General features: G+C 62.5%; 20 protein-coding genes. 9 read left to right on the forward strand and 11 right to left on the reverse strand.

The genetic code is table 11. The annotated features are described in order from the left end of the window. Position 1: 1 nt before the first annotated feature. Complete coding sequence (locus QN222_RS28220) at positions 2-1285, reverse strand: SDR family oxidoreductase (RefSeq protein ID WP_283965063.1); 1284 nt, start codon at positions 1283-1285, stop codon at positions 2-4. Between the two features lie 171 nt (positions 1286-1456). Here QN222_RS28220 and QN222_RS28225 point away from each other — a divergent pair, with 171 nt between their 5' ends. Then, positions 1457-2044, forward strand: coding sequence for a GNAT family protein (locus QN222_RS28225; protein ID WP_283965062.1), 588 nt, complete (start codon positions 1457-1459; stop codon positions 2042-2044). On the opposite strand, the gene QN222_RS28230 is transcribed toward QN222_RS28225, so the two are convergent. The 4 genes from QN222_RS28230 to QN222_RS28245 all read right to left on the reverse strand — a co-directional run bounded on the left by QN222_RS28230 (position 2011) and on the right by QN222_RS28245 (position 5041). Beyond that, positions 2011-2823, reverse strand: a complete 813-nt coding sequence (locus QN222_RS28230; RefSeq protein ID WP_283965061.1) for an anti-sigma factor — start codon at positions 2821-2823, stop codon at positions 2011-2013. The genes QN222_RS28225 and QN222_RS28230 overlap by 34 nt on opposite strands. Then, positions 2820-3374, reverse strand: coding sequence for an RNA polymerase sigma factor (locus tag QN222_RS28235; RefSeq protein ID WP_283965060.1), 555 nt, complete (start codon positions 3372-3374; stop codon positions 2820-2822). The genes QN222_RS28230 and QN222_RS28235 overlap by 4 nt, the downstream gene beginning before the upstream one ends. Continuing rightward, positions 3358-3732 carry a hypothetical protein gene (locus QN222_RS28240; protein WP_283965059.1) on the reverse strand — a complete coding sequence of 125 codons (375 nt, stop codon included), beginning with the start codon at positions 3730-3732 and terminating at the stop codon, positions 3358-3360. Before QN222_RS28240 ends, QN222_RS28235 begins: the two co-directional genes overlap by 17 nt. Positions 3733-3952: 220 nt before the next feature. Then, positions 3953-5041 (reverse strand): AbrB family transcriptional regulator, encoded by a 1089-nt coding sequence (locus tag QN222_RS28245; RefSeq protein WP_283965058.1) that lies wholly within the window; start codon positions 5039-5041, stop codon positions 3953-3955. A gap of 315 nt (positions 5042-5356) precedes the next feature. Between QN222_RS28245 and QN222_RS28250 the strand changes: the two genes are divergently transcribed. The 7 genes from QN222_RS28250 (at position 5357) to QN222_RS28280 (ending at position 14735) form a co-directional block, all read left to right on the forward strand. Then, the gene (locus QN222_RS28250; protein WP_283965057.1) at positions 5357-6484 is read left to right on the forward strand and encodes an ATP-dependent RecD-like DNA helicase; all 1128 of its coding nucleotides are present in this window, start codon (positions 5357-5359) and stop codon (positions 6482-6484) included. A gap of 273 nt (positions 6485-6757) precedes the next feature. Continuing rightward, the gene (locus QN222_RS28255; protein ID WP_283965056.1) at positions 6758-9838 is read left to right on the forward strand and encodes an AAA family ATPase; all 3081 of its coding nucleotides are present in this window, start codon (positions 6758-6760) and stop codon (positions 9836-9838) included. Between the two features lie 73 nt (positions 9839-9911). After that, the gene (locus QN222_RS28260) at positions 9912-11054 is read left to right on the forward strand and encodes a YcaO-like family protein (protein ID WP_283965069.1); all 1143 of its coding nucleotides are present in this window, start codon (positions 9912-9914) and stop codon (positions 11052-11054) included. An 8-nt stretch (positions 11055-11062) separates the two neighbouring features. Continuing rightward, complete coding sequence (locus QN222_RS28265; RefSeq protein ID WP_283965055.1) at positions 11063-11848, forward strand: TfuA-like protein; 786 nt, start codon at positions 11063-11065, stop codon at positions 11846-11848. A 34-nt stretch (positions 11849-11882) separates the two neighbouring features. Next, complete coding sequence (locus QN222_RS28270; protein WP_283965054.1) at positions 11883-13067, forward strand: hypothetical protein; 1185 nt, start codon at positions 11883-11885, stop codon at positions 13065-13067. A gap of 21 nt (positions 13068-13088) precedes the next feature. Continuing rightward, positions 13089-13775 (forward strand): hypothetical protein, encoded by a 687-nt coding sequence (locus QN222_RS28275; RefSeq protein WP_283965053.1) that lies wholly within the window; start codon positions 13089-13091, stop codon positions 13773-13775. Positions 13776-13871: 96 nt separating this feature from the next. Further along, positions 13872-14735: an SDR family oxidoreductase gene (locus QN222_RS28280; protein ID WP_284005704.1), complete on the forward strand. Its 864-nt coding sequence runs from the start codon at positions 13872-13874 to the stop codon at positions 14733-14735. On the opposite strand, the gene QN222_RS28285 is transcribed toward QN222_RS28280, so the two are convergent. The 6 genes from QN222_RS28285 to QN222_RS28310 all read right to left on the reverse strand — a co-directional run bounded on the left by QN222_RS28285 (position 14625) and on the right by QN222_RS28310 (position 19864). Next, positions 14625-15308 (reverse strand): hypothetical protein, encoded by a 684-nt coding sequence (locus tag QN222_RS28285; protein ID WP_283965626.1) that lies wholly within the window; start codon positions 15306-15308, stop codon positions 14625-14627. The two genes, QN222_RS28280 and QN222_RS28285, sit on opposite strands and share 111 nt — an antisense overlap. A gap of 583 nt (positions 15309-15891) precedes the next feature. Next, the gene (locus tag QN222_RS28290) at positions 15892-16245 is read right to left on the reverse strand and encodes an EF-hand domain-containing protein (RefSeq protein WP_283965627.1); all 354 of its coding nucleotides are present in this window, start codon (positions 16243-16245) and stop codon (positions 15892-15894) included. A 16-nt stretch (positions 16246-16261) separates the two neighbouring features. Next, positions 16262-16501: a hypothetical protein gene (locus tag QN222_RS28295; RefSeq protein WP_283965633.1), complete on the reverse strand. Its 240-nt coding sequence runs from the start codon at positions 16499-16501 to the stop codon at positions 16262-16264. A 290-nt stretch (positions 16502-16791) separates the two neighbouring features. Then, on the reverse strand, positions 16792-17466 hold the full coding sequence (locus QN222_RS28300; RefSeq protein ID WP_283965628.1) for a MerR family transcriptional regulator: 675 nt from the start codon (positions 17464-17466) through the stop codon (positions 16792-16794). A gap of 368 nt (positions 17467-17834) precedes the next feature. Continuing rightward, positions 17835-18938: a hypothetical protein gene (locus QN222_RS28305; RefSeq protein WP_283965629.1), complete on the reverse strand. Its 1104-nt coding sequence runs from the start codon at positions 18936-18938 to the stop codon at positions 17835-17837. Between the two features lie 221 nt (positions 18939-19159). Continuing rightward, on the reverse strand, positions 19160-19864 hold the full coding sequence (locus tag QN222_RS28310; RefSeq protein ID WP_283965630.1) for a DUF899 family protein: 705 nt from the start codon (positions 19862-19864) through the stop codon (positions 19160-19162). Positions 19865-20044: 180 nt separating this feature from the next. Here QN222_RS28310 and QN222_RS28315 point away from each other — a divergent pair, with 180 nt between their 5' ends. After that, the gene (locus tag QN222_RS28315; protein WP_283965631.1) at positions 20045-20797 is read left to right on the forward strand and encodes a pyridoxine 5'-phosphate synthase; all 753 of its coding nucleotides are present in this window, start codon (positions 20045-20047) and stop codon (positions 20795-20797) included. Positions 20798-20886 lie beyond the last annotated feature (89 nt).

The following is a 20886-nucleotide window of genomic DNA, read 5'->3' on the forward strand; positions in this document are numbered from 1 at the left end:
ATCAGCGTTCGTCCAGAATGGCAAGCGCCGTGAGCGTTAGCGGAATCGACGGCAGGACCTTGACCAGCGGACCGAGGGGATCGAGCCAGAGCGCGGGTTCGGCAAGCGTTGCTGCAAGCAGATAGGCAAGCGTCAGCAAGAGCATGCCGAGGAGCGCCGGTCTTGCCCAGGGCCGTACGAGAACTGCGAGTCCGAGCGCGATATCTGCAAGACAGGTCGCGATGGTCGCCGCGCTAGCAAGCGGCGTTGGCAGGAAGGCGGCGAAATGAATGCTTGCCGCATCGAAGGCGAAGAACGGCACGAGGCCGGAGGCGAGCCAGAAGAGCGAAAGGGCTACGACGATCAGCGGCTTCAACAGGTAGAGCCGGGCGAACCAGAGATCCTGGACGCCGGAAGGAGCGGCGGCAAGGGTTTCGGCGGCGCGTAACAGGCGCGGCTTGAAATCCGCTGACTGCCTGCTCGCGATGCCGCCGGACATGACCGTCATCGCGGTGGAGCGGAGCGGCGAGCGCCAGCCGAGCCGACCGGCCACATCAGCGAGCCAGGTGACCGGTCGCGTCAAGGCAGACGGCAAGGCCATCGCCGGAACGGGCGGCAGGCCCAGCCAACGGCGATGAATGAGAACGAGCTCCTTCAACGTCAGGCTTTCATCATTGCCGAGCGGAAGATCCGAGCCGGCCGCCAGTTCGCCGTCGACAGCGGCGCTGACGGTGCTTGCAACATCATCGAGTGCGATCGTTGCGACCGGATTTTCGGCATGGATGAGCGGGATTGCAAAGGGGAGGGCGGCAAGGGCTCTTAAAAGCGCAGAGCCACCATGGGCATTGCGGCCGAGCACAAGCGCCGGCCGCAGGATGACGAAGCGCAGGCCGCTCGAAGCGAGCGCCGCGTTCGCCCTGCGCTTGGTGGCGAGAAAGGCAAGATCTTGGCCGGTGCCCTCGGTTTCCGCCGATATCTGCACGACAAGCCGCAGCCCGCTGTCGCGCGCGGCGTCGTAGAGCGCCAGCATCGCCTTTTCCTGGGTGGCGACGAGATCGTCCGAAAGGCCGTCCTGCAAGGCGCCGGCGCAATTGACCACCACGTCGTGGCCCTTGAGCGCATCTTGCCAGTCGTTGCTCCGCGTCATGCCGGCAAGATCGGCCCTGATCCAGTGAAGCGCGGGCATTTTCAGCGCGACGCGCGAAGGATCGCGGCCGAGTCCGGTGACCCGGTGGCCATCATTGACGAGTTTTCTGGCGATGGCGGAGCCGATGAAACCGGTCGCGCCGAGAATCAGGATGTTCATGGCACGACCTTAGCTGAAACCGGTAGGCGCGAAAGCGCCAGATGCAACCTTGCCGCTAACGTCAATGTGTAAATCGTCCGTTGCGAAACGGAAATCCTCATGGGACGGTCTGCGGCTGGCGGTTTTCGTTATCGGAGATATTCTCGTCAGGCCGAGAATACGAATGAGGAAATGAAGGTGCCACCCATTCTCGAAGGACCGAACATCAGGCTCCGGCCCCCTTGTGAAGCGGACATAGAGACTCGTTTTCTTTTGGGGAGCGATCCCGACATCGCCGAAATGTTCGGCGTTAGTAGAGAAGACGTGCGGCCGATAACGAGAGAAAGAGCGGCAGGCTGGGTGAGCAACCTTGTTGAGCAGCCGCACGCCTGGATCATTGAAATTCAAGGGACGTGCGCCGGAGAGATCAGGCTGGACCGCGTCGACCAGCATGACCGCCGCGCCTCAATGGCAATCGGAATATTCAACAGCGCCCTGCTTGGGCATGGGTTTGGCAGCGAGGCAATCCACCTTCTTCTGAGGCACGCCTTTGGCCCGATGGGCCTTCATCGAATTGGAATACGTGTGCTCAGCTACAACGAACGGGCGATCAGGGCGTATGAAAAATGCGGTTTTGTTGTAGAGGGGAGAGAGCGCGAGGCTGCCTTTGTCAACGGAACATGGCACGACGACATCATGATGGGCTTGCTCGACCGTGAATTCCTTGACAGGCCCGCGCCTCAGACTCACGACGCTGACGAACCCTCGAACTGCCGGTAGCATTCGTCGGCGACCTTCTGCAAAAGCGCGCGCGGCACTTCGCCGGTGACGGCGTAGCCAATCCCGCCATCGATCCAGTAGAAGGTTTCGACGCCGCCTTGGCTCGCAATGCGGAAGCTCGTCTCGCGGTTCTCGGTGTTGCGACCGAGAAGGACGGTCAGCCGCTGGCCGGTGCCATCCTCGTACATCAGCATGGCGCCCGCCTTGCCGTTGACCGGAACCAGCCGACCGCCGACGAGCGAGAAGCCGAGCGTGGAAAGATCGGGGATCCTCAGCTGATAGTCGAGCCGCTTGCCGAGCCAGGTCGCCAGATGCGGCTCGTCGTCGGCGCCCACCTCGACCGGGTGGCGCACCTCGCTCGCATAGATGAGGAAAGCCGATTGTGCCTGCCGGGGCAGCGTGTCGGGCTCTTCCGCGACCTGAAGCGGCCCGTCGGGAGCCACGATCGCGGGTCCATAGAAGCCGGTGAGGGCGCCTGCGGCGAAGATCAGCAGACCGGCGGCGGCGCGTCCCAGCAGGCCGCGGGAGGATGTCGCCCCGACCTTCGGTGCTGCCCGGCCCGTGGCGACGAGCGAGCGGTCGCCGTCGTCGCTGCGGGCATAGCTGGCGAAATGCGATCTCAGCGCCGCGGCCTGCGCCTGCCACTGCCGCACTTCCTCTGCGCGTGCCGGGTGCCTTTCTAGCCATGCCTCGATGCGCTCTCGCTCCGGCTGGCTCAGTTGGCCATCGACATAGGCGTGCAGCTCGTCTTCGGAGACAGTGTTGAATTCGTCAGTCATTTCGGTCTCCGCAGGGCAACCACGTTGTCGTCCTTCATTGCTTCGGCGAGCTGGCGGCGGGCACGCGACAGGCGCGACATGACCGTGCCGATCGGGATCGCCATCATCTCCGCCACGTCCTGGTAGCGGTAACCTTCGATCACCACCAGCATCAGCACCGAGCGGTTTTCGGCCGAAAGCCTGTCGAGCGCGCGTTCGAGGCGCAGCTTCTCCAGCGGGTCGGCGTTGCCATCAGCGGCAGCAAGGCCGAGTTCGTCATTGAGTTCGACCTCGGGGTGCTGTGCCCTGTGCCGGTGAGTGTTGCGGTAGAGATTGGTCATGATCGTGAAGGCCCAGGCGCGCAGGTTCACCCCGCGCCACTGCGCACGGCGCGCCAGGACCTTCTCGACGCAATCCTGCAGCAGATCCTCGCCGTCCGGATCGGACCGGGTGAGGCTGCGCGAATAGCGCCGGAGCGCCGGCATCAGGGCCAGCACCCCTTCCTCGAAGGCGTCGGGAGCGGAAGGATCCGTCCCCGCGCTCCCCTCTTGACCGTCACGGCCGTGCGACATCCCATTCGCCCTTCACGCCATCGCCGGTAATGTCACCCATCTTCTTGTCCTTGATGAAGAAATAGAGCGGCATGCCATCCTTCGCCCACTGCTTGCCGCCATCCTTGCGGTCGACGATCGTGTAGGCGCCCTCGGCCATGGCATTTCCTTCGACCATGAACGGCGGCCAGTTCTTCGCGCAGTTGTCGTAGCAACTGGAAACGCCACCGTGGTCATCCTTGTACGTATAAAGCGTCATGCCGTTCGCTGCCGCCAGCACATTGCCCTTTTTCGATTCGACCGATTTGACCGGCGGCGCGGCAAGGGCGGAAGCGCTTGCGGCAAGGCAAATGGCGATGGCTATTGGAAACGTTCTCATGGGGACCTTCCTTCCTCAATAGGTTTCTGCGGCGGGGCGAGGGTCTGTCCCGCTCCCGCTGAAGCGGAACCGCGTTCTGGCCGGTTCGCGGATAAGACACGGAGGATGCAGGATTTATTCCCTATGCGCTCGTGGTGGTTGAGGGGGGCGATGGTTGTCGAAGCAGCCATCCACGCGCGCAGCCGTGGGTGCGATGTCGGCTGAGCAACGCGCCCGCGACTTAAGCCCGATCGGCGACGAAGCGGGCGAGGGCCGGGCCGAGCATGGTGATGATCAGCACCCGCACCGTCTGCAGTGCCATGACGAAGGACACGTCGACATTGCTCGAGGTGGCGATGACGGCGATCGAATCGAGGCCGCCGGGGCTGGTGGCGAGATAGGCCGTCAGCGGATCGATGTCCGCGGCGACGATCAGTAGAACCGCAAGCAACCCGGAAAAGGACATCAAGGCGAGGATGGAAATCACCGTCGGCACCAGTGCCCGGCGGGCATGTACCAGGATCGTACGCGTGAACCCGAGGCCGATGTTCCAGCCGAGCATGACGGAGCACAGGGCAATCAGCCATCGTGGCAGCTCGGTCGTCAGCGTGCCGGTGATGTTGAGAACGGAACCGATGGCGAAGGGCACGAGGAAGACGCCAGCCGGTACGCGCAGGACCTTGCCGAGGAAGCCGCCGGCAAGGCCGACGGCAAGCGTTGCCAGGAAGGGGAGGCCGGCGATAGGCGCGAACCAGCCGGTCGTGGCGCGGACCTCGGCACCGGAGACCCACAGGTGGGCGACCAGCGTGGCCGCGCTGGCGACGAAGACAACGCGCAAGTATTGCATGAAGGCGACCAGCCTTGCATCAGCACCATAGGCGTCCGCCATCAAGAGCATGGTCGAAGCGGCACCGGCCGAGGAGCCCCAGATCGCCGTCGTGCCAGGCAGGATGCGCATCCGCGTCATGGTCCAGCCGCAAAGCGTGCTGACACCTATGACGGCGAGAACGACGGCCAGGAAGAGCAGCCAGTTGCCGGAAAAGGCGACCAGCAGGCCGGGCGTCATCGAGCCGGCGATCATCATCGCCAGGATGAACTGGACGCAGAAGTAGAGCTGGCGCGGCAGGCGGATCGTGCCGCCGTTCATGCCGACGAGCGCGCCGGCGAGCATCGGGCCTATCAGCAGGCCGGCCGGAAGGCCGATCGCCTCGAGGATCGCCGCGAACACGGCCGAAAGGGGTGCGAGCACGCACCACTGCAAAGCCGGCCGCAAGCGGCCGATCCCTGCGTTTTCCGGCGGGGAGGGCGTTGCTGGGTGTTCCGGTCTCAAGGGCCTTCTCCGGGTGCTCTCCGGCGGGTGCGGCGACGAACGACATGACGGCGCAGGATGTGCAACGGTTGGTAGCGCATAGCCGGAGAATCGGAAATCGATTTTCGGAAAAAGCGTTTGCGCGATTTCACGGCGCCGTTGCCTCTGCACTGCTTTGGATGCAGCGCAGCGTAGAAGCATTCGTGGCCGTGGTTCAAGGTGCATTGCAAAAAAGTGCTACAGCCGGGTTGTCCTTTTTCTCGAAGCCGGCTCGCAGAGGGCACGATTGAGAAATCCGCACTTGCGCACTGCCCCCGAATCCTGACACTGCGGGCCATGCAGTTCGCTCCGCAACAGGATGAGGCCTTGCAGGCCGTTTCGCGCTGGCTGAAGGAAGGGCGCTCGCCGCTCTTCCGGCTGTTCGGCTATGCCGGAACCGGCAAGACAACGCTCGCCCGCCATTTCGCCGAGCACGTAGACGGCGAGGTGCTGTTTGCCGCCTTCACCGGCAAGGCGGCCCAGGTGCTGCGCTCCAAGGGGGCGAGCAATGCCAAGACCATCCATTCGCTGATCTACCGGCCGCGTGGAGAGGAGGAGGTGGAGGACGAGGAGACCGGCAAAACCTCGATCGCGCCGATGTTCTCGATCAACCGGCAGAGCCCAGTCGCAAAAGCAGCGCTGATCATCGTCGACGAATGCTCGATGGTCGACGAGGCGCTCGGCAAGGACTTGATGAGCTTCGGCACGCCGATCCTCGTTCTTGGCGATCCCGGACAGTTGCCGCCGGTCTCGGGCGGCGGCTACTTCACCAATCAGGAGCCGGACTACCTGCTGACGGACATCCACCGGCAGGCGCGCGACAACCCGATCATCCAGCTGGCCATGCAGGTGCGCGAGGGCAGCGAGATCATGCATGGCGACTACGGCACCGCCCAGGTGATCGGCCGCGGGCAGGTGACACAGGACCTGGTGCTGGAGGCCGACCAGGTGCTCGTCGGCACGAACCGGACGCGGCGGCGCTACAACCAGCGGCTCCGCGAGCTGAAGGGCTTCACCAGCGAATATCCGCAATCCGGCGACAAGCTGGTCTGCCTTCGGAACGACCCGGCCAAGGGGCTGCTCAACGGCTCGCTCTGGCAGGTGATGAGCTCGTCGAAGGAAACGGTGAAGCCGGGCATCAACCTGATGATCCGTCCGGAAGACGACGACATGGATCGCGGTGCCGCGAAGATCAAGCTCCTGAAGGCCGCCTTCGAGGATGTCGAAGGCGAGATCCCCTGGTCCACCCGCAAGCGCTATGACGAGTTCGACTACGGCTACGCGCTGACGGTGCACAAGGCGCAGGGCTCTCAGTGGAACAATGTCGTGCTCTTCGACGAGAGCTTCGCCTTTCGCGACACGCGCGAACGCTGGCTCTACACGGCGATCACCCGGGCGGCGGAGCGGCTGACGATCGTCCGGTGAGGCGCACTGACAGGTGGCCTGCCTGCCATTGGGGGCCAGAGGTTGAGCGGCGGGCGGGGGTTGCAGCCAACCGTCGATTGACATTGGCTCGACCGGCAATCAGCCTCTGCCTGAATAGTGATTCCTCAAGAAAAGCACGTGTTTAATCGAGCGATATCCGGCTGCACGGCTTCCCAAAGCAGGATCAAGTTGAAAAGATACGAGAAAAGCAAGTCGTCCATATTGAGCGCGCGCGTCTAAACGGACTGCGCCGTCTAATGCGGGGAGTGGTGCATGCTGCGCGAAAGCCGGATCAACACACCACGGCACGCGGCCAAGCGTAGACAACGCTCGGGCAGTTCGTCCACGCGTGGCGGCGAGCGACGCATCGTGACGGCACTTTGCTACGACCTTGTCGGCTCGACCGATCTCATGCAAGCCATGGACATTGAGGATTACCAGGATCTGCTGTCCGCTTTCCAGCTTGCCGCGAAGCAGGCGATCGTTTCGAATTCCGGCGTCATGCAGCACGAGGCGGGCGACGGCGGGGTTGCGCTCTTTCCGATCGAGCTCGAAGCGAAGGACGCAGCCTCGCTTGCCATTCGGGCGGGGCTCGGGATTGTTGAGGCCTGCAAACGCGTGGGTCACGAGACGGGGCTGGACGATCTGCGCGTTCGCGTGGGCATCGCAACCTCCATTGCCCTTGTTCGGGAGCCGGCGTCGGAGGAGAACTGGACGCGGGAACCGGTTACCGGGGTGGCCCAGGCCATGGCCACCCGTCTGGAGGGGGTCGCCGCGCCGAACAGCGTCCTGGTTTCCGAGGACACGCGGCATCTTGCGGGCAGATCCTTCGCGTTCGTGTTCCAGGGCAGCAAGGTCCTGAAGGGCTTCTCCGCGCCTGAAAAAGTGTGGCGCGCGCTTGAACACAAGATCGGCGTCGCCCGGTTCTATGCCTTCGGCAGGCTTGGAGGCCCGTTCATCGACCGTGAGAGTGAGCTGAACACGATCGCGAATGCATGGGACGGCGTTATTCAAGGGCGCGGCGCCGTCGTCTTGATCGAAGGGGACGCCGGCATTGGCAAATCGCGGCTGCTCAGGGAAATCCGCGGCAGCACGCGCGACCGGCGGTCGAAGCTCTTCTTTTTCCAATGCCAGCCGGGCGGGTTCCGCTCGACGCTTCATCCTCTTGTCAACAGCTTCCCCGGCGCGATGTTGCTGAGTGGCGGCCACAGGGGGCTGACGGCTGCAGCGGTGGCGGCACAGTTCGAACGCAACGGCATCAGCGATCCGGAAGTCGTCGATATTTTCGCCTATCTGCTCGGGGCGCAGGGGAGAAACCACCTGCTGTCGGACGAAGACCCCAAGACCATCCGCGAGAAGGCCCATCGCGCCGTGTTTCGTGCACTCGAAGTCGTGTGCCGAAGAGGACCGGTAGTCCTGGCAGTCGAGGACATTCATTGGATCGACCCTACCTCCCGCGATCTGCTCGGCGAAGCTGCACGGGTAATGCAGCAGTTTCCGATACTGCTTGTCGCAACGTCGCGCCCTTCAGCTCCGTTGCACTGGCTGGACGCGGCGAATCCGACGCGCCTGTTGTTGCGGCCGCTCGATCGCGACGAGGCGAGGCTGGCTATACAGGCGAACTGGCCGGAGCATCGGCTGGCGATGCTGCCCGACCTCTTCGATGTGACGGAACGAATATCCGGAGGCGTCCCACTCTTCATCGAAGAGATCTGTCAGTGGGTCTCGCAAAACGCCGAGCCGGACACGATGAGTTTGTCGGAAAACGTCAAACCCACTCATATATCCGCGTTCGAGGCGATATTGGACGCCCGCCTGCAGCACCTCGGCTCCGCGAGAGAGGTGGCGCGGGCGGCGGCGATCGCCGGCACTCAGATCACCTTGCCGTTGCTTCGGGAGCTGCTTCCGGATTTCGGCAAGAAGGCGCTTGCAAACGCAGCCGACATGCTCTGTGAGACAGGGTTCCTCACACGGATCAGAGCGTCGGGCCGGACCGCCTATGGGTTCCGGCATGCACTGATCCAGGAGACGATATATAACGCGCAGTTGCGCAAGCAGCGACAGGTGCTGCATCGCCGACTCTTCGCTGCGGTCAGTCAAAACCGGGACGTCGCCTCCTGGATCGACACCGGTGCGCTTGCCGAACATGCGGAGCGGGCAGGGCTTGTGGAAGAGGCGGTCCCGTTGTTTATCGCTGCCGGAAAGGAGAGTTCGAGCCGGTCGGCGATGATCGAGGCGAGGCAATATCTGGAGCATGCCTTGGATCTCTGCGGCCAATTGGACGAGGCAAGCACGGCCGAGCCGCTGCAGCTTTCGGCGCTGATGGCGCTTGGGCCTGTCCTGACAGGACTGGTGGGGTTCAATTCGCCACCAGCGCGCAATCTTTATGAGCAAGGCGTGGAAATTGCGCGCAGACGGCCGTTGTCGGAGCAGTCGCAGTGGTTTCCGATCTATTGGGGTTGGTGGTTCACCGGATCGGATTTCCGCGTCATGCACGATCGCGCCTTGGAGGTTCAGTCGATGCTGTCGAAGGCCAATGAGCCGGAGATCCAACTTCAGGTCAATCATTGCATCTGGGCGATCGATTTCAACCTCGGTCGCCACCGGGAGACACAAGATGCCGTCAAGGCCGGCTTGGCGCTCTATGACGAGAAGAGGGCGAAGGAGAGCCGAACGGAGTTCAGCGGGCATGATGCAAAGGTCTGCGCTCTCGGCCAACTTGCGCTTTCGTTATGGCTCACGGGGCGCACGAAGGCCTCCGACGCCGCTATCTCCCGGATGATCGCCTTCGTCGACCGGATCGCGCATGCGCCCAGCAAGGCCCACTCGCTCGATACCGAGGCGGTCTCGGCTTTCTATAGGGATGATTTCGAGAAGCTCACGGATGTTGCAGCGCGAATGGCGGATTTCGCGACGGAGCAGAAGATGCAATCCCTGTCGGGCCTGTCGCTTCTTTTTGGCGGTTGGGCAGAGGCCCATCGCACGAGCCTCGCGAGTGGTCATGCGACATTTCAAAGCGGACTGTCGCTTTTGCGCGATCTCGGGGCTGTCGCCGACCTGCCGATCTATCTCTACATGCATGCCACCTTGCTCGGCCGTGCCGGTAAGCTCGACCTCGCGATCGACGTCGTGAGCGAGGCGATCGGCAAAGCCGAGGAAACCGGCCATGCCTATTGGCTGGCGGAGTTGCACCGCTGCCGGGCGGTCCTCCGTGCCCGAGCAGGGGAGCCCAGGGAAGCGGCTGCAATAGACCTGCGCTCGGCACTGGAGATTGCCGAAATTCAGGAAGCAACGGCGCTGCTCAGGCGGACGCGGCATTCGATCCGGGAGCTTGGCATTGCCGTCAAACGCTGAAGCAAGGGGCGTTAGTGCGAACGTTGCCGCATGCTCCAGTGCGGCACTCACCGATCTCCATGCTTCGATCGCTTTGCGGCTGAATGTACCGCTTTCGCATCAGCCGGCATCCGAGGAACTGGAGCACTGTCTTCGCGCGATCCTGCCGCTCTGCCGGCGCGCGCGGATAAGCCGGCTCGGCGACCTGACCGGCCTTGACCGGATCGGCCTGCCGGTGATCCAGGCCGTTCGCCCCGCCGCCCTTTCCGAGGTCACGTCCCTGGGGCGGGGCTTTTCCAAGGCGCAGGCGACAGTGGGTGCGGTCATGGAAGCGCTCGAGCGCTACTATGCCGAGTCGATACCGGCCGAACGGATCTTTCCGGCCACGGCCGATGAGCTCGAAATCGCCGACGGTCTGTTTGAAAATCTGTTGGTTCCGGAACGCCGGGAGGGCTGGCGGAGGAAGAGGATACCCTGGATCGCCGGCCTCGACGTCGCCAGCGGAGACATGCATCCGGTGCCGCTGGAGCTTGTGCACACCCGCTACACCGATCCGCCGCCTGCCGGCGACGGGCTGTTTCTGCGCACGACTACGGGGCTTGCCTGCCACACAAGTGCCAGCGGCGCGTTCGCACACGGGCTGCTCGAGTGCATCGAGCGTGACGCGATCGCGCGCGCCTTTGCGACCCACGGTTTCTTCGACCGGATGCGCATCGCCACGTCCGCGCTCGGCGACCGGCCCGATTACATTCTGTCGGTCGCGGGCGCCTGCGGCATATCCTTCGCCCTTTGGCTCGCCCCTTCGCCGGCAAGCATTCCCGTCGTCTGGTGCCAGACGATCGAGGCTGGCCGCGGCGAGCCTATCCTGGCCCTGCCGACGGAAGGTTACGCCGCCGGCCAGAGCGTCGAAGCGGCGGCAGCGAGCGCGATGCTGGAGGCACTGGCGGCACGGGCGGGGGCGATTTCGGGCGCGCGCGACGACCAGACGAGAGAACACTACCGGAGAAGCACCGGCACCGTCGTTGCGAAAGCCCGCGCGCTCATTCTTGACGATGCGGCTTCGACGCGCACAGCACCTCCGCTCGTCGTCCCCGATCTTCGCTCGCTGATGGATCAGGTGATCACCGCCGGTCTTGGACCGATACTGGCCGTACCGGTTGGGGCGGATGATGAAGCGGGCGTTCATTGCGTCAGGACCGTTCTTCCCCGCGCCCTTTCCTTTTTCCTCCTGCGATGAGTGTTCGGATGGCGGAGCGAAGCGACGAAGGTCCGGTCCTGGTGTTCCTTGGTCCGACGCTGCCTCTTGCGGAGGCCGAAAGGACTCTCGATGCCATTTATCTGCAACCGTCCGCGCAAGGGGACATCCTGCTTGCGGCCCACGCCTTCCGCCCGCGCGCCATGGTACTGATAGACGGCCAGTTCGAAGACAGGCCAGCCGTTCGGCACAAGGAAATCCTCTGGGCGATGGCACAGGGGATCGTCATGATCGGTGCTGCCAGCATGGGGGCGCTCAGGGCGGCGGAACTCGATGGATTCGGCATGATCGGTGTCGGCCTGGTCTACCGATGGTACCGGCGCCGGAGGCTCGCCCTTCATGCCGATCCGGCGCCCGACGACGCCGTCGCGGTCCATTCCGGGCCGCCGGAGCTGGGCTTCCTTCCGCTCACCGACTCTTTGATCGATCTGCAGCGGACGTTTTCCGCCTTGACGCGCCGCGGCGCCATCACCGCCTCCGAACGCGACCTCCTCGCAACGATCGCGCGAAGCATGAACTTTCGGGAGCGCTCGCTGCCGGCTGTCTTTCGGGCCGCCGGGTGGCCGGAAGAGAGGCTTATGGTACTGCGACGTGAAATGGTCGGACAAAAGAGACGCGATGCGCTGCTCGCCCTGAAGAACGTGCCGCGCCTTGTCATGCAGCGAGGCAGGGTGTCCCCGCCCGGCGCCTGGATTGCCACGAACACCTTCCTCCGCGACCTGGAGGCGGGCGGCATTGACTCGAATTTGGTGAACACCTATAAATTGAACCCGTAATTGCCGGATTTTCTTAGTCGGGGGCAATTGTGCGATGCGTCTGCTTCGAGACGATGCCCTCGAATCCGGGGATAGGCGTGTAGGCACGCGTTTCTGGATTTTCCCCCAACCACCCTTCATTCCGGGATACGAGCAGCCGGATCGCGTCTGGCTGTCGATAGCGCCCGATGAAATCGGTGCCGGCCCGAGCGACGCGACGATGTATGTCGTCGACCCACTCGTTGACAAGCAGCCATACGGTTTCGACCGGCTGCCGCCATTCGACGGGGCCATGCGTGCGCCGGTGCAGCCGGGGCCGGACCGCCATTTCGACAGTATAATGCCGACTTCGCGGGCATTTCTTTCCGTGCACGCCTACGCCTGTGTGCACCTCGTTCTCGATATCTGGCAGAGCTATCTCGGCAGGCCGATCCGCTGGTTCTTCGACGAGACCTTTCCGCGGCTCGAGATCGTTGCTTTCGTGGAATGGGACAATGCGCAGGCAGGGTACGGATTCCTGGAGCTAGGGTGTTCGGATGCGGAGGGCATCAGGCGACCTTATGCGCTGAACTTCGATACGATTGCCCATGAAGTCGGTCACCTTATCCTCCTCTCGGAAACCGGTATCCCGACGGCCGTGTCGCGCGAAGGCGACTTCTTTCCGTTTTCGGAGGCCTTTTCCGACCTGGTTTCGTTGATCTCGTTCCTGCATTTCGATTCCGCGATCGATCGGCTGCTCAGGCGCACGAGGGGCAACCTGCTACTCTATAACGAGCTCAATCGTTTCGCGGAGACGAGCCCGGAAACGCAGATTCGCCTCGCCACCAACTTTCGCCGCATGTCCGAGGTGACGCGCGAGGTGCATGACCGCGCGCTTCCCTTCATAGGTGCGATCTTCGACGCTATCGTGGAACTCTATCATCGAGAACTGGTTGCCCGCGGTTGCGCGGACCGGCGCCTTCTCGACATCGACCTTCGTTACCTGGAGCAGGAGGATTTCGACCGCTTCCGCGCTTTGACGGCGGAAGCCTTCCAGGTCAGGCCGATGATCTTTGGGCTTGCGCTGAGGGCCGCTCGCGACGCCGTAGGGCAGGCGATCGCGGCTTCGTTGCGGACAATCGATCCGAACACCTTACGACTGGATCAGGCGGCAAGCGCCATCATTGCCGCGGCTGAAGGCCAGGCGGCAGAGATCATCAGGGCGAATTTCGAATGGCGTGAGATCGTCAATTCGAGATAGAATCAGAAAAGGAGAGGGAAGATGAGCGACTGTTGCAACAATCCGGGCGTCGGCAACAAGGCAGAGGATCTGGAGCCCCCTAAATACGACGCCTACAATCCAAGTGAGGTGCGTCTTTATGGGCGGCCCGCCGTTTCTCAATCAATATTTACGGCGGAGGAGCTTAGGGGGCTCGACGGCGAGCTCGAAGCGGAACTGAAAAACCCTCAAATAAAGGCCGAAGACAGAAGGCAGATATCCGCAATCATCCGGCGTGTTGCCGAAGCAAAATTGCTTAACCTGTTCCAGCAGCAGATAGTTTTGGCTATTATTGACGAAAAAGCGTCTGAAGTCTCAAGGCTTCCGGTAGAGATTAATATCCCGTCAAGAAATTTTCGCCGGGATGATGAGAGATACATAAAGAGCATTGGCGTGATCTATGGCTATGCCTATGAAGGCCATTGCTACAAGTTGCCGAAACCGCAAATCATGTATCTTCCCGAGGAGCCGCGAGAGATTCTCGGCGGCGATTGTGGGTGCGATTGCGGGTATGTACCGGAGCTCGGCTATGCCGTCTGGCAGATCGATAAGTTGGAACGCGTCATTGCGCTCGACGTCCGATCCGACGACGTGAAGACTTTGGTCCTCGACGAGAACATGCCAGGTAGCCGTTCGCCGATGGCTTACGCGCAAACGATGGCGCTTGCTCCGCAACGGCATCGCGACTGACGGCTTGCACTTTTCAACCCGCGCGATACGGCGATAATTGCGAGGTCGAGCGTCCGCCGCACGGATGCGGCGGGCACAGGCGTCGAAAGAGCGATCATGATCCTTGTGACGGGAGCCTCGGGCTATGTCGGCGGGGCCGTCTTGAAGCGGCTTTCCGAAAGGGGGCATTCCGTTTCCGCGATGGTGCGCAATCTCGCCGGCGCGGCCGAGGTTCGCGCCGCCGGCGTTCCGATACGCATCGCCAATTATGAAGACCGGGCGAGCCTCGAGCGGGCATTCGATGGGGTCGACCGGCTGGTCTTCGTCGCAAGCGATGGTGACGCCCGCGCCGTAATGCGTCAGCACGCGAACGTCATCGACGCTGCCGCCGATGCCGGGGTCGGCCACATCGTCTTTACGAGTATCGTCGATATAGATGCCGCATCGACGTTTTATTTCACGCCCGTCTATCGGGACGCCGAGCGCCGGCTCGCCGAGCGTGGGGCAGGGGCGACGCTCCTGCGCTGCAGCCTCTATGCGGATCTCATCCTCTCCAACTGGCTGCGTCCCGCCCGCGCAACGGGGGAGATCGCCCTGCCGCTTGCCGAAGCTCGCGTTGCGCCGATCTCGCGCGATGATGTGGCCGAGGCGCTGGCGAACGTGGCCGCCTCGCAAACACCCGGCGGCGGCCCCTATCACGTGACCGGACCGACGGCCTATTCCTTCGACGAGATCGCAGCGGCTGCAAGCGCCATTTTCGGCGTGACGATGCGCTACGTCCCTTGCGCCCCGGCCGACTATCTGGCGCGCCTCTGGGCCGAGGCGTCCGACCCTTGGCCGCATGCCTTTTCGTCGTTGTGCCGATCGATTTCAGAAGGACGCTACGGAACCGTTTCTCCGGATTTCGAGCGTCTGGTCGGCAGACCCGCAGAGGACTTCGAAAGCTTTCTGCGAAAGGCAGTGCCGGGACGCCCGCTTTAATGCTTGCTGCAGATACGACGTCGTTTCTCCGACAAGGGCAAGGCAGCGAACCTTCGATCCGCACCGATTCCGCCGGCGTGCGGGGCCGCCGTTTCCGCCGAGACCAATGCGGAAACCAGCGAAAAGACCATCGCGATGAGAACTGCGCTTTCCGACTGCGTGGAGCAGCACGCGCGAAAGATCGGAACTTTGCGGGAAAACCGCGAAGGCCGAGACAAAATAGAGAAGCAGATGATGAACGCTGACCAGCGCTGCATAGCCGACGATCGCGCGCCAATCGATCCAGGCGGCGCAAATCGCGAGGCTGGCGAAGAAATACATATGCATGTCGATCTGCAGCGGCGAACCGGAGAAGGCAAAGACAAGCAGGGCAACCGTGGCGGCGTGGGCCATTGCGGTTACGATCCGGGTCGTCGGCCCTGTCCTGTCCCGGATCCAGCCGACGGTTGCTGATGCCACGATGACGAGCGCGGCGCCGGCGGCAAAACGGTCGAAGCCGTCCGCGCGCATTGTCGTCGTAAGAATGATCAGTGCGACATTGATCCAAAGGAGCGCAACGATTCCCGGCGACACCCTTTGGCGAATTTTTCGAGAGCGCTCATTTTGAACCTTCCTGCGAGCAGGTCATGGAAAGGCCTGCGTTGAGAACGAGGGCAAAGCGCTGCTTTGCTTAGCGGACGTTCCCCGCGCCGTCCGTGATCATCCTGGCGGATCGCCATGACCGGTATTTCCCGTTTCCCTCTATTACAAGTTGTCCAAAGGACAAGAACATGCCGCAAAATCAAAATGCTACAGCGACCTTTCGGCGTCCGACAAGACGCGCGGCGCTGTAGAGGTTGTGCAATGAAGCGTTTCCCCGCCTGCAACTTTACGCGCCCAGAATTTGCCAAAATCATTGATTTAGCGTTAAGCGGCTAAAGATGAGTGCAAGGTGTTTCTCGCGTTGCGCCAGTCATGTTCGCGAACGATTCTTCCGAGTTGGGTTCGCTCTACATGGAGAAAGCCGTGACGATTACGCGAGTCGATGCCGCGAAGGGGTGCTGCGTCCAAAGGGCACAGTAACGCACTGCGTAACTTCCGAATGCAGCAGTGCGCCCCTCGCGCATTCTTGAACGCACAAGTGACGCACAACGCCGCCGGCGGCCTGGCGGCGCACCTACTGAAGATTGCCGTCGCCGCTGCGGTCGGCGGCCTTGAAGTCGGCCATGACCCTGTTCAGGAACTCGTTTTGCGTGAGCTTGCCGTCGCGGTTGGCGTCAGTGGCGGCAAACTGCTGCGTGTTCAGAATTTGGCCCACTTCTTCGGAGCGCAGGCCGCCGTCCTTGTTCTTGTCCAGACTCACGAAGGCCGAGGTCATGAAGGCCTGGTATTCGGATTGGTCGACCGCGCCATTCCTGTTACGGTCGAGCCGATCCATTTGGCCCTGGTTCATGGCCGCTGGTTGACCCTGCGCCGCGACTGCGATGGCCTGGGAAAATGCGAATGTCGCCAATAGGACTATTCTTTTCATCATCCCGCCCTTCGCATCAATAGCAGGTCAAGGCATTGCCGCCCGCAGCACCCAGTGTGGCCCCGCTGCCAACGGCCCAAAGCTGGCCGGTGCCCGAGCCAATGGTCGCGCCGATCACGCCGCCGACGACGGCGCCGCCGACCGTGCCGGCGATGCAGCCGAACTCGCCGGCGCGCGTGCTGGAGGTCGTCGCGGATTGGCAGCTGGATATAGCCATGCCGCCTGCGAGAATGAAAATTACCGTGAGCTTGTTCATTTTTTCCTCCAAGTATATCCGCGCGAGTGCAATAAAGATCGGCGGATGCGCCATTTTCTGGCGCCGGATGGAAATAAGCTTCTGAATATGCATCTCGAATAACGAGAAGCTCTTCTGCTCGGTCAGAAGCATATCGCTGACCAGACACACAAACCGTCGCTAAAGACGTCCTCGGTCGCGTCCAAATATTACTGCCGCACCAAGGCGGTGACAATTGTCGGGGCCCATTCCGCTCGTCAAATATTACGACAAGTTGTATCGGTTTGTGGGCAGCCTGACCGTTTTGTCCTCTATTCCGATGTGATCAGGCCGGCGAGAACGGCCTTGGCGACGGCCTGAAAGCGATTGTGGGCACCGAACTTGCGGATGATCCCGGATTCCAGCGTGAGGGCCGCGGTCAGATCCATGTCCATCAGCCCGGCGATGCGGGACGCGGGATAACCTTCGGCCATGAAGCCAAGGCAATCGGACTCGATCGGCGACAGGTGGACATGCTCCGCTGCGGTCGGATCGTCTTCGCCCTCCACCGATCTGGCTTCGAGCAGTTCGGCGATCCTCTGCATCTGGCGACGCAGGATCGATTGCTGGGCAGCAAGCTCGCGGCGACGCGCCTGCAACGCTGCATCGAACAATTCGTCCGCCTGCGTCTGGCTTTCGGCCCGATCGAGTGTCTCCATCAGTTCCTGGATCGCGGCGATCGGCATGTCGATCTCACGGCAGGCATTGATTACCGCCATGCGGCGGATATGGTCCTCGCCATAAACGCGCATCGGCCCCATGCGGGCGGCGGTGAGCAGGCCTTTCTCTTCGTAGAAATGCAGCGTCCGGTGCGTCACGCCGAAAACCTCCGCCATCTCGGCGATGGCGAGTCGGTCGTCCGGACCATGGTAGGGTAAGGGCAGTTGAGGCAGGAAGCCGAAAGCGTCGTCCTTGGCGCCTGCTTGTTTCCAGGATTCTTGCGACATTTCCAATGTCCCCCATTCAAGCGTCTGGAAGGCGTCGCAACCGGCCGGCTTCCGCCGGAGACTGTCTTCTCCAGCCAAGCGTCCGGCCGGTCGCCGACCTCGACACCTGCTGCTCGTGGGACACATCCGTGCGCAAGGCACGGCTACCGCTGACCAATGTGCATGACTGCGACGAAAACCTGACGCCGCAGGTCCGTTAGCTGGAGCCTCGTCACGCGTTCCCCCGAACGCGCGGTGCTCCAGTGAGCAACCCGGCATGAAATCCAACGCACGTACTCACGGTAAGTGCGAATCACGCAAATGAACAGTCCTTAATATTGCTGGGAAAAACGCGGCCGCGGACGCAGTGCCCGACAGCGCGGCGTGCATCAATGGCCGATCACCTTGAGCGGGCTGTTGGCGGAAATGATGAAGAGCGGCTCGTCGCCCCTGAGCGGACCGAGCTTCTGCTGACAATCCCAGGCCTTCTGGAAGCTGTCGCGTGTCAGCAGCCGGCGGTAGCGCGCCGTTGCCGTCATGCATTCCATAAGCGTGCTCTGGATCCTCTCCGCCGCGGCATGCGTGTAGATCTCGCCGTCGAGCGCAAAAAGCTGCGCGGCAAGCGACATACTTTCGAAGAGAATGTCCGGCTCGCTCGTCAGCCGTTCCGCGGTGATGAAGTCGCGCCGGAGCGGGATGCCTACACCGTCATGCGAGAGCGTGATGCGGATGCCTACCGCGGGTGCGTCGTACCACGCGAGATCGATCGAGAAAGCCAGAGCCTGATTGCTGGAGGCGCGCGCGCCTGCGTTCTCGACCGCGCTCGCCTTGGCGAGCGTCTTGTGGCGAAGCGCCGCCTCGTGCAGGGCCTTTGCGAATTGCCTGGTGCCCTTATGCTCGGGGCCGGACACGCTGACGCTGACGGACGGCAGGCCGCGGATGGCAGCCATGGGGCCTTGGACGAGCTTTGCCTCCGCGTCGATATCCAGCGTCATTTCGGGCGAGGGCAGGGGGGCGAAGAGGAGCAGCGGCAACACGCTGAGTACAGCCCAGGGAGAAGAAAAGGGGGCCGGCTGCCAGGGGGCGCGGCGCCGGGACGACGACCGGCCGCCGCTCTTTTCCTGTTGGACCGAGGCCGCGCCGGCGACATGCACGCGGCGGTACTCCGGTACATAGGTTCCCTTCGGAATGATGATCTGCCACTTCTCGCTGGCGCCGTCGGTGTCGTAGAAGGTCTTGAGCAGCTTGCGCAACTTGCCCGCGTGGACGCGGACGAGGGGGTCCCCGTCGGCATTGAAGCTCTGGTCGCGGCCGAAGACGTCGACGCCGATCGAATATCCCTTGAGCTGGGCCCCTTCGCCGATCATTTCCTTTTCGACAACATAGGCGAGGAAAGCGCGCAACCTTTCCGACCGCCGAAAGCTGCGGCTGTCGAGAACCCGGCGGAGCGCCAGCCGGATCGTCTCGTCGCAGGGCCTTTCGGCTGGCGTCATCGATGTTGCTCCAAAGTTGTGGGCGGTATGCCGGAACAGAGACCGTAGGACTTAAGTCTGATTCGGAGCTTAGGCCCAAAAATGGCGGTTGTCAGGTTCGATGACGATTAATTGCATTTTTCTGAAATACGCGACTCAGGCCTGCGACGGGACCGCTCTCCAGCCGCGTGTGACGGGAGAGCTCGCGAGGGCGAGATTGGGCAACGAGTCCGCTGCGCTTCTCACCCACCGTTGCGGTATTCGAGCTTCGGATACCAGTCCTTGCCGCGGCCTTCGGGAGTGGTGTCGAGAAGGGTCCACAGCGGGTCGAGGTCCGGCGCGCCGCGCGGGTCCTGGCCGGGGTCGGCCATCTTGCCGTTCATTTCGCTGCTCCAGAAGTGTCGGATGGTGCCGTCGCGGCGGGTGAATACGGTGTAGCCGGGGACGTCGGCATCCTCGGCGCTGACATAGTTGCGGGTGAAGGCACCGTCTCCGTCGGAATAGACCCTCAGTTGCGTCCAGCCGCGTTCCTTCTTCGCGGCCACCAGCCGTTCGATCGGCGAGCGGGCAACCAGGGCGAGGGCCACGCGCTGCTCTATATCCGGTACCTTGCGTTCCCATGCTCCCATCAGCGAGGTGCACATGGGGCAGGGTCTTTCGCGCTGCGGGCCGAACATGTAGCTGTAGACTACGAGCGTGTCCTTGCCGCCGAAAAGATCGGCGAGCGTGACAGCCCCGTTTTCGCCCTCGAAACGATAGTCCTTGGTGACTTCACCGCCCGGCGGCAATTGCCGGCGCAACTCTGCCACGTGCTCGATATGGCGCCTGAGCTCGATCTCCTCCGCGAGAAGCTCGTTGCGTGCGCGTCGATAGTCGGCGCTTTCGTTCGGAAAGCTGGCGTGGTTCCTTGCCGCCACTTCCTTTGCCGGGATGAGTGTGGTCGTCATGATCGCTCTCCTCTCGCTCTCTGCGATTTACCTTCATCCTGCCTGATTAACGTTGATATCAACATAGTTTCGTCATGTCAAAAGGCGGGCGCAATCATACAAAACGGCGATTCCGGTTTTATAAAATCTGCGGTAGAACAGCGGCATGATGATGGTGCCCGCCTCTTTGAAAGTGTCGACATGCCCGCAAAACTGTCCGTGAATCTGAATGCCGTCGCGATGCTGCGCAACCGGCGCGATCTTCCCTGGCCGTCCGTTACCGGACTCGGCCGCATCGCCCTTCAGGCGGGGGCGTGCGGGCTGACCGTTCACCCGCGCCCGGACCAGCGCCATATCCGCTTCTCCGACCTCCAGCCTATCCGCGACCTGATCGACGACGAGTTTCCGCAGGCGGAATTCAACATGGAAGGCTTCCCGAACGAGGATTTTCTTCAACTGGTCGAACGGCACGAGCCGGAGCAGGTGACGCTGGTGCCGGACGATCCGGCGCAGGCGACCTCGGACCATGGCTGGGATTTCCGCAAGAACCACAACCTGCTTGGGAATGTGGTCGGACGGCTGAAGAAAAAGGGCTTCCGCGTTTCGCTCTTCGCCGACGGCGATCCGGATCCGGAAGCGTTGAAGATCGCCAAGGAAACCGGGGCGGACCGGATCGAGCTTTATACCGGCCCCTATGGCGGCTGCTATGATGACCTCGAGAAGGCCGAGCGGATCGCCGCAGAACTCGGCCGCACCGCGGAGATCGCCCTTGGCCTCGGGCTCGCCGTCAATGCCGGCCACGACCTCACCGTCGCCAACCTGCCGTTGCTGGCAAAATACATCCCGGCGCTCGCCGAGGTTTCGATCGGCCATGGCCTGACAGCGGATGCGCTGGAATACGGCATGGCGGAGACGGTGCGCCGCTTCCGCAGCGCCTGCGGTGAGGCAATCTAGGCCAAAAGGCGTCGCATTCGAACGAATGCGGCACCTTTACATCCCTGGCTTTACGCATGTCGTTTGCCCGAAACCGCTGCACGCTTTCG

The organism is Sinorhizobium sp. 6-70, assembly GCF_030124375.1.
GTDB lineage: Bacteria > Pseudomonadota > Alphaproteobacteria > Rhizobiales > Rhizobiaceae > Sinorhizobium.